Genomic DNA, 9,291 nt, shown 5'->3' with positions numbered 1-9,291 from the left:
GTGGCCGTCGGGGTCACCGTGTCGCCGCGCTCAATCGGCAGGTAGGTCAGCACCGTGCCGGCCGAGATGCGCTGCAGGCCGTCTATGCGGATGTCCTGCACCGCAAAGGTATCCGCTGCGGATGCCGGCGCGATGCAGGCGCCTGGCGAAGCCAGCACGAGCGGCAACAGCGCCCGGTACAGGCGAAGTCGGTGACGCACCATCCTGGCCTTCATGCAGACGCATCTCCGGCATCGGCCTGCAGGAACGGTCCGCTTTCCCAACCGGCGCCGAGCGCCTCGAACAACCCGATCAGCGCCAGGTAGCTGTCGCCGCGAACTTCGATCTCGCGATCCCGGCGCGCGCACAGCAGGAAGTTGGCGCCGGACAGCGCCGCATTGGGCAGCTTGCCGGCGTTGACCGACTCGCGGGTTTTCCACGCCATCGTTTCGGCGGCCGCCGTGGATGCCCGCAGCGGCACCAGCTCGGAAATCCGCGCGCGCAATGCGCGCAATGCGCATTCCACTTCGTTTTCCGCGCTGGCGACGGCATGCTCATGTGCCAGCCTGGCCCGCGGAGTTTGCATGGACGCTGTTTCGGGGGGTGCCAGCTCGGCGGCGCATACGCCGTGCAGCGCGCCGATCAGATCAGGCCTGCGCCTGGCCAGGCATTCTGGCGTTCCGGTGCCCGGAATCTGCGCGGGCTCCTCGGGCAAGGCATGGCCGTGGACGCGGCGATAGGTCGCCTCCACCGGTTCGCCCAGTTCGTTGCAAAGGACCAGCAGGGCCTGGTCGCGCGAACCGCGCATTCTTTCCTGCGCCGCGTGCATCTCGGCGATGGACGCGGAAACGGCGAAGGAGAGTTCCTCCCGATCGGCATCGGCGTCCTCCCTGCACTTTCGGACGATAATCCGCTGGAGGGCGATGCTGCCTTCAAGATTTCGCAGCCTGTCGGCAACGATCAGGTAGTCGACATAGGCGCGGGCGCAGCGTGCAATCGTGCGCACTCGCTCCATCTGGAAAGCCGCCATGGCGGCGATGCCCAGATGCATCGCGCGGGCGCGTGCCCGCACGCCGTCGTCCGGCGGTTCCAGCGCGTCGATCGCCTCCTTCAACTGCAGATGCGCCTGCGACAATCCTATCGACTGGACGAGCAGCGTCCGGATCAGCGCTCCCAGATGATCCAGCCCCGCCCTGTCCCACCAATGCGCCAGCTGGGCCTCGTCGCAGGGCTGCGGCGATCCGCCATGGAAGAACCTCGCTGGTCCGGGCGGCGCGTCCTTGCCGGAAGGCGACGGTGCGGCATGGCCGGCACGTCCGGTATGCGGCGATTCGTTGCTGGGTTGGATTGAAATCATCTTGCCTTTGGAGATAGGTGGAAACTTGGCACAGGCTTCATGCCCGGATGGCGCGCGGTCCCTGACCCATGGCATGCAACCGAGGGCCGCTGATGGAGCCGCACCCCGGTTACGGCGATTGCGTTGAGTAGCGGATGCCGTTGCAGGCGCCCGTTGACCACCGGCGGGTTCCGCCACGGAGCAGCGCGTGCCTGCGGATGCGGCGGCCCGGCCCGCCGCCGGCCGCGCACGGGTAGGCAAGGGTGGCGCGTGCGGCGGCGTATCTCATCGCGGAAGTCCGTGCGCGGCCGTTGCGGGAAGCGAACGTACCGGGTGCAGAAGAAAGGCGAAGGCGGGAAGAAACGAAGCGGAGAGAGAGAGAGAACCTCGGCCTGCCATACCTTCGCCTTTCTGCTGCACCCGGTTGAACGTGCGTGATATCGGGGAGCATCGCCGCAGTGCGGCGGTGCCTGTCGGTTTCGACCGCTGCAGATTGCGCCGTCAATGTCGCTGGCGAATGTCGCCATATGGCGGTCGCGACATATCGCTGACAGAAACCCGCCGGGCAGGACCCGGGGTTGGGTTGCGATGCCGCCGGCGCTCTTTTCCGTATTCCCTGGTTCTTCGCCCAAGTACGGGGAACCTTTATGTGCAAGTCGGTGGCCAGGGGTGAGCCAAGGCGGTTTGCGCGGCATTGCCATGCGGATTCGCGCCGCCTCATCACGGAGTCGACGGCGGTGCGGGCAACCGGTAGCTGCCGGTTTGCGGTTTGCTTTTGTCAACGCTGCCACACGGCGACACGGACTGAAAAACCACGACGAAAGTCGCTCGTTAGATTCGCGCTAAGCCTTCGTTCCAATCGCGTTAACGGGCGTAGGCCAAAGAACGCCTTGCGGCATGCCGCAGGACCGCACGTCCACCGAAATTCAGGAATCCCATACTCGATGAAATCGCATATCCATCACGGCCGCCCGCGGCTGACCCATCTGGCCGGTGCGCTCGGCCTGTGCCTGTCCGGCATCGCCACCGCGCAGGCACAGGACACCAGTTCCGAAAGCAACGTTTCCACCCTGGACCGCATCGAAGTCACCGGCTCGCGCATCAAGCGCGCCGACATCGAAGGCGCGCTGCCGATCACGGTCATCACCCGCGAGGACATCGACCTCAGCGGCAAGACCACGATCGCCGATCTGCTGCAGAACTCCACCTTCAATTCGTTCGGCTCCTTCACACCCAGCTCCGGCAGTTCGGCACAGGCGTTCTCCGGCATCAGCCTGCGCGGCCTGGGTTCCAGCCGCACGCTGGTGCTGATCGACGGGCGCCGCGCGCCGACCTCGCCGCTGACCGGCGAAGGCCAGGATCTGAATTCGCTGCCGCTGGCAGCGGTGGAGCGGGTGGAGATCCTCAGCGACGGCGCTTCGGCCATTTACGGCGCCGACGCCATCGGCGGTGTGGTCAACATCATCACCCGCAGGAATTTCAACGGCATCCAGGTCAGCGGCGGCTATGGCCAGAGCCAGCGCGGCGGCGATACCGAGGAAGGCTCGGTGATCTTCGGCATCTCCGGCGATCGCGGCCGGTTGATGGCCGGCGTCTCCTATACCACCCGCGGCATCAGCTACCTGCGCGACTATCCGTGGTCCGAAGCGGGAGCATCGACCTACTCCAACAACTACTACAGGGTCGCCACCAATCCCGAGACCGGCGAACGCGTCCCGGGCGCCACTCTTTACACCGACGGCAGCGCGGTCGTGCCCGGCGGCTGCGACGGGGAGAACTTCTACACCAATGCCAGCGGCTCGCTGTGCTACTACGACTTCAGCACGGCGATGGCCGACACCGCCAGCCTGGATACCAAGAACGCGTTCATTCGCGGCGACTACCAGATCACCGACAACTGGAGCGCGTTCGCCAACGCCTACGTGACCCGCAAGAACAGCGTGAGCGTGTACGCGCCGGTGCCGGAATACATCTTCGTCTCGGCCGACAGCCCCAACAACACCACCGGCCAGGATGCGTACATCAAGCACCGTTTCGCCGCGCTGGGCAACCGCTACACCTACCAGGACGAGGACAGCTACGACCTGGTGCTGGGCCTGCAGGGCCAGATCGACGAGCGCACCAGCGTCGAGTTCGGCGTACGCAGCAACGAGGCGCGCGCCGTCGAAACTGGCTACAACTACGTCAACATCCCGGTGGCCGAGCAGTACTTCGAAAGCGGCCTGTACGACGCGTTCGATCCGTACTCCAATTCGGAAGACGTGCTCAACGCCATGCGCACCACCACCAGCCGCAAGATGTTCTCCAAACAGAAGGAGATCTTCGCCCTGGTCAACCGCGATCTGTTCGAACTCGGCGGCGGCGTCTCGGCGCTGGCGCTGGGCGCCGAGTACCGCAAGGAGGACTACCAGGACATCTACGACCAGCAGTCGGCGGCCGGCAATGTCGGCGGTTCGGCCGGCAACTCGGCGTGGGGCAGCCGCGACCAGACCTCGGTCTACGGCGAATGGGCGTTGCCGTTCACCCACCAGTTCAGCGCCGATGTGGCCGTGCGCCACGACAAGTACTCCGACTTCGGCGACAGCACCTCGCCCAAGGTGTCGCTGCGCTACCAGCCGTTCGAAAGCCTGACCTTGCGCGGTTCCTATGGCGAAGGCTTCCGCGCGCCGTCGCTGCCCGCGTTGAACCAGCAGACCGCGTTCTCGGCCGACAGCGTGGTCGATGAGGCTACCGCCCTCGCCTATGGCCTGGCTGCGACCACCACCCTGCAGATCAACGGCTACCACGTCGCCAACCCGGACCTGAAGGCCGAGACGTCCAAGCAATGGATGGTGGGCCTGGCCTGGGATGCGACCAGTTGGCTGAACCTGACCGCGGATTACTACAGCACCGAGATCGACAACCAGATCAAGTGGTTCTCGGCGCAGACGGTGATCAACCGCACTGCCCTGGGCCAGTACCTGCCCGACAACCTGTCGGTGGTGCGCAACGACGACGGCTCCATCCAGGCGGTGTATGCCGGCTACGGCAACGAGGGCAAGGTCAAGACCGACGGCGTCGATCTGAACTTGCGTGCGGCCTTCGATTTCGGCCGCTGGGGCCGGCTCAACAGCAGTCTGCAGGGCAACTGGGTGCGAAGCTATGAAGTGTCCAGCCCCTATGGCAGTACCGAATACATCGGCACCGACGGCTACCCGGAATGGCGCGCGGCGCTCAGCAACCGCTGGGAACTGGGCAACTTCAGCGTCAACTGGACCGTCAACGCCATCGGCTACGAGCCGGCCTACTATGTCACCTACTACGACGGCACCTACAGTTGCCAGGAACTGGTCGACTGGGGCTACGCCAAGCGCTGCAGCGGCGCCTACGTCACCCACGACCTGCAACTGTCGTACAAGGCGCCGTGGGACGGCCGCATCACCCTTGGCGCGATCAACCTGACCGGCAAGGACCCAGTGTACGACGCGGCCTATACCGAGAAGTTCAACGACTACCTGTACAACGGCTACGGTCGCCAGGTGTACCTGCGCTACACGCAGAACTTCTGAGCAAGGGGCGAACCCGTGGCGGGCTTGATGCCCGCCACGGGTTCATCGGCACGGTGTGGCAACGACCGACACAATCGGACAAACACCGGCAACAGCGCGCCACCATACTGGCGGCGAAGACAACGGCCCAGACCTTTGCTTCTGCTATCCCAACCCTGAACTGTCCCTACCGCCGGTTCCTGCCGGCGGATCTTTTTCCCCAAGAGCGCGTCGCCGGATTCGCGCCAAACGCACAGGCGGACCCCATGCCAACGGCCGCAACACACTCCAGAGATTGGACCGACGCAAGCATGGCACCGTACCGGCGGCGATAGCGCCAGCCACGCTACGGATATGGACCTGCAATCGCTCATCCTGGTCGTCGACGACGACCCCGAATTGCGCACGCTGATAGGCGAGTTCCTGACCGAACACGGCTACCAGGTGCAAACGGTCGGCGGGGCGGCCGAAATGCGCCAGCTGATCCACCAGCGCCGCCCTGACCTGGTCATCCTGGATGTGATGATGCCGGGCGAGGATGGCCTGAGCGCGGCACGCAGGCTGGCCAGCGAAAACGGGCCGCCGTTGATCATGCTCAGCGCACTGGGCACCGACACCGACCGCATCATTGGCCTGGAGGTCGGCGCCGACGACTACCTGGCCAAGCCCTGCAACCCGCGCGAACTGCTGGCACGCGTGCGCGCGGTGCTGCGCCGCCGGCACGGCCCCGCCGCCACGGACAGCGGCGGCATCGTCTACCAGTTCGCCGGCTGGCGCCTGGACGTGATACGCCGCGTCCTGCATGACCCCGAAGGCGCCTACATCAACCTTTCCGATGGCGAATTCGCGCTGCTGCGTACTTTCGTCGAGCATCCGCAACGCGTGCTCAGTCGCGACCAGTTGCTCGATTACGCACGCGGCCGCGACAGCGAGGTCTACGACCGCGCCATCGACAGCCAGATCAGCCGCCTGCGCCGCAAGATCAACGAACGCGGCCACGACGAACTGATCCGCACCATCCGCAACGAAGGCTATATGTTGCTGGCGGCGGTGACACGCGCGTGATTGGTTGCAGATGGCTGGTGGTGCCCGCGAATCCAACGCGAGCGGTCACTTCCGGACCAGATCAAACAATCCCGGTTGGTTGACGACTTCTTCCCTGTCGCGAAAACCTGAAAGTCCCACACCCACCAGACGGTAGCGGGTCGTGGACGGCAATTCGACACGGTCGCGCAGCGCCAATGCAATCGCAGTCAGTTCTTCCTGCGAGGCCGGCGGCGTTTCCGGAGTGAAGCTGCGGGTCAGGGTGCGGAACTGCGCCGTCTTCAGTTTCAGCACCACGGTGCGGCCGATACGTTCGGTCTTGCGCGTGGCCTGCCAGGTCTTGGCCGCCAGCTGACGGATGGCGTCGTCGAGTTTTTCCAGCGGCAGATCGGTGGCGAAGGTGTCTTCGGCGGAAATCGACTGCACCGGCTGATCCGGTTGCACCGGCCGCTCGTCGATGCCACGCGCGCGCCGGTACAGGCTGGCGCCGAAACTGCCGAAGCGTTGTTCCAGCTCCGCCTGCGGGCGCTGGCGCAGATCGCCGACGGTGCGGATGCCCAGCGCATTGAGTTTGCCCAGCATCACTTTGCCTACGCCGGGAACCCGCTCAACCGGCAATGGCGTCAGAAAGCTCTCCACCTGCTGCGGGCGGATCACGAAGATGCCATCCGGCTTGCGCACATCCGAGGCGATCTTGGCCAGGAACTTGTTGGGCGCCACGCCGGCCGAAGCGGTCAGCGCGGTTTCTTCGCGGATCTGCGCGCGGATGGTTTCGGCGATGGCGGTCGCGCTGGGCGCGTCGTTCCTGGGTACGGTGACGTCCAGATAGGCTTCGTCCAGCGACAGCGGCTCGACCAGGTCGGTGTGGCGCAGGAAGATTTCGCGGACCTGCCGCGATACCGCCTTGTAGCGCACGAAATCCGGCGGCACGAAGACCGCCTGCGGGCAAAGCCGCTCGGCGCGCACCGCCGGCATCGCCGAGCGCACACCGAACCTGCGCGCTTCGTACGACGCCGCGCAGACCACCGACCGCTCGCCGCGCCAGGCCACCACTACCGGGCGGCCGCGCAACGACGGATCGTCGCGCTGTTCCACCGAAGCGTAGAACGCGTCCATGTCGATGTGGATGATCTTGCGCATTCACGCAGTCTGCGAGTGTCTTGTCGCAGCGCATGCTACCGCGTCGGCGCCGCCTCCGCGCCGTCCGCGGCGATCACTGCTGACATTGCCATACCTTCCGCATGCAGCGGCGTCCGCTGGCGCGTCCTTATGCACGGCGCAGCGGATCCGCGCGGGCGGAGAAAAGGTTCTTCTCCCAAGGATGGGCTTTCTTTTGGTTCTTCTCCCAAGTGAGAGATGGTGGCGCCCCACGCAGACGTCCTGTGTGCGTGCTTCGGAGGCAGGCGGCGTCCCGATCGGAGCATGCTCCCCGGCTCGGTCAGCCATCCTTGGCTGACTCGCCGCCGCAGGCCCGCTTTGCGGTCCGGCCCGGCGCAGCGCGCCGGGCGTTCGCACAGGCGCGCGGCAGTGCCGCGCAAGCCGCCTGTGCTCACCCCTGGCCTGCTGTCCGCATACTCCGATCAGGACGTCGCACTGGCGATTCGTTGTTGCCGCTTCTGCCCATCACCGAAGCACCGATGGCAAGGTCAGGTCGTGAGCCGTGTCCTGACGGCCGGGGGCCGCGCAGAGCGCGCCATGGATGGCGCGCGCCCGAGTCAGGGCAGGAGGCCCTGACCGAGGGAAAAGCGGCTCCCGGCCGTCAGGATACGGCGCCCTTCCGAAGCCTCGCGGATGGGCTTTCTATCCAGCTTGCTACGGGATTTCCTGGAGCAATCAGCCCTCCATCTGCTCCAGTTCCTTGCCCTTGGTCTCGTGCACGAACTTGAGCACGAAGAAGACCGAGATGAACGCTGCCAGCGCGTACAGCCCGTATGCGCCCGCCAGGCCGATGCCGGCCAGCAGCATCGGGAAGGTCCAGGTGATCAGGAAGTTGCTGCCCCACTGGAACAGCCCCGCCACCGCCAGCCCGGAACCGCGGATCTGGTTGGGGAACATCTCGCCCAGCATCACCCACATCACCGGGCCCCACGACATGTTGAAGAAGATCACGTACAGATTGGCCGCGACCAGCGCCAGCACGCCCATGTTGTCGCTCAGCACCAGCTTGCCGTTCTCCAGGTTTCCGCTGGCGAATGCCAGCGTCACCAGGCCCAGCGTCACCGCCATGCCCGCCGATCCCACCCACAGCAACGGCTTGCGTCCGATCCTGTCGATCAGCGCCACCGTCACCAGGCAGGCACCGATGCTCAGCGCGCCGGACAGCACGTTGATCAGCAGCGCGTCGTTTTCCGAAAAGCCCACCGCCTGCCACAGCACGGCGCCGTAGTAGAACACCACGTTGATGCCTACCAGTTGCTGGAACGTGGCCAGCCCGATACCGACCCATACGATCGGGCGGATCCGCCCGCGCACCTTGTCGAACAGATCCGACAGCCGCGGCCGGTGGTGATCGGCCGCCAGCGAGGCGTCGATCTCGGCCAGCTTGCGCGTACCGGACTCGTTTCCGTACAGCCGCACCAGCACCGATTGCGCGCGCTCGCGACGGCCGCGCGCCACCAGGTAGCGCGGACTCTCCGGAATGAACAACAGCGCCACGAGGAACAGCGCCGCCGGGAACAGTTCGATCCAGAACATCCAGCGCCAGGCCGAGAACCCCAGCCACAGTTCGGCCAGCGACGAGCTGGCGACCTTGGCCAACAGGTAGTTGCTGAGGAACGCGGCGAACAGGCCGCCGATGATGGCAATCTGCTGCACCGTGGCCAGCCGGCCGCGGTACTTGGCCGCCGATACTTCGCTGATGTACGCCGGCGCCATCACGCTGGCGGCGCCAACCGCCAGCCCACCCAACAGGCGATAGAGCACAAACTCCAACGACGAGGCGGCAATACCCGAACCCCAGGCCGATACGATGAAGAACACCGCCGCCAGGATCAGCATCGCGCGGCGGCCGTACAGGTCGGCCATCCGCCCGGCGAAGAACGCACCGATCGCGCAGCCTATCAACATCGAGGCCACGTTGAAGCCAGTCACCGCCGCGTCCGAGCCGAAGGCCTGCTTCAGGCCGTCCACGGTACCGTTGATGACGCCGCTGTCGAAACCGAACAGGAAGCCGCCGATGGTGGCGACGCAACTGATCAGGATGATGAACTTGGTGTTTTCCCGGTCCGCTGCGGAAACCTGGGGAATCGATACGCTGGTCATGTGGACACCTTGAAGGGTAGAAGGAGCGGCACCGCGCGGGTCAGGCGCGGCGTCAGCGCAACAGGTACTGGTTGAGCAGGTTTTCGTAGCGCTCCTGCTTGCCGCTGGTCTGCGCCGGTTCGCCCTGCGCGAGCGCCAGGCCAC

General features: G+C 65.6%; 6 protein-coding genes. 2 read left to right on the top strand and 4 right to left on the bottom strand.

The window, feature by feature from the left end; genetic code table 11:
- Positions 1 to 215: cell division protein FtsQ/DivIB (locus CRO39_RS20080; protein WP_176520242.1), on the bottom strand; the 215-nt coding region annotated here is incomplete at its 3' end.
- The gene (locus CRO39_RS20075; RefSeq protein WP_097123762.1) at positions 212 to 1,336 is read right to left on the bottom strand and encodes a TolC family protein; all 1,125 of its coding nucleotides are present in this window, start codon (positions 1,334 to 1,336) and stop codon (positions 212 to 214) included. The genes CRO39_RS20075 and CRO39_RS20080, both read right to left, overlap by 4 nt.
- 923 nt (positions 1,337 to 2,259) lie before the next feature.
- On the opposite strand from CRO39_RS20075, the gene CRO39_RS20070 reads away from it, so the two are divergent.
- Positions 2,260 to 4,863 (top strand): TonB-dependent receptor, encoded by a 2,604-nt coding sequence (locus tag CRO39_RS20070; RefSeq protein WP_162125950.1) that lies wholly within the window; start codon positions 2,260 to 2,262, stop codon positions 4,861 to 4,863.
- Positions 4,864 to 5,196: 333 nt separating this feature from the next.
- A complete protein-coding gene (locus CRO39_RS20065) occupies positions 5,197 to 5,907 on the top strand; it encodes a response regulator (protein ID WP_097123760.1) in 711 nt (236 codons plus the stop codon).
- 45 nt (positions 5,908 to 5,952) lie between these two features.
- On the opposite strand, the gene dinB is transcribed toward CRO39_RS20065, so the two are convergent.
- Together dinB and CRO39_RS20055 are read right to left on the bottom strand one after the other, a co-directional pair.
- Entirely contained in the window at positions 5,953 to 7,026 is a 1,074-nt protein-coding gene (gene dinB, locus CRO39_RS20060) for a DNA polymerase IV (protein WP_097123759.1), read from the bottom strand.
- A 693-nt stretch (positions 7,027 to 7,719) separates the two neighbouring features.
- A complete protein-coding gene (locus CRO39_RS20055) occupies positions 7,720 to 9,147 on the bottom strand; it encodes a sugar porter family MFS transporter (protein ID WP_097123758.1) in 1,428 nt (475 codons plus the stop codon).
- Between the last annotated feature and the right edge of the window lie 144 nt (positions 9,148 to 9,291).

The sequence above is a fragment of the Pseudoxanthomonas wuyuanensis genome (assembly GCF_900215535.1).
Lineage (GTDB): Bacteria > Pseudomonadota > Gammaproteobacteria > Xanthomonadales > Xanthomonadaceae > Pseudoxanthomonas_A > Pseudoxanthomonas_A wuyuanensis.
Note: the sequence above shows the minus strand (reverse complement) of the source record. Positions and strands in the feature narration are given on the sequence as shown.

Coding starts and splice junctions, on each gene's coding strand:
- CRO39_RS20065 (WP_097123760.1), top strand. CDS start 5,197: ATGGACCTGCAATCGCTCATCCTGGTCGTCGACGACGACCCCGAATTG.
- CRO39_RS20070 (WP_162125950.1), top strand. CDS start 2,260: ATGAAATCGCATATCCATCACGGCCGCCCGCGGCTGACCCATCTGGCC.
- CRO39_RS20055 (WP_097123758.1), bottom strand. CDS start 9,147: ATGACCAGCGTATCGATTCCCCAGGTTTCCGCAGCGGACCGGGAAAAC.
- CRO39_RS20075 (WP_097123762.1), bottom strand. CDS start 1,336: ATGATTTCAATCCAACCCAGCAACGAATCGCCGCATACCGGACGTGCC.
- dinB (WP_097123759.1), bottom strand. CDS start 7,026: ATGCGCAAGATCATCCACATCGACATGGACGCGTTCTACGCTTCGGTG.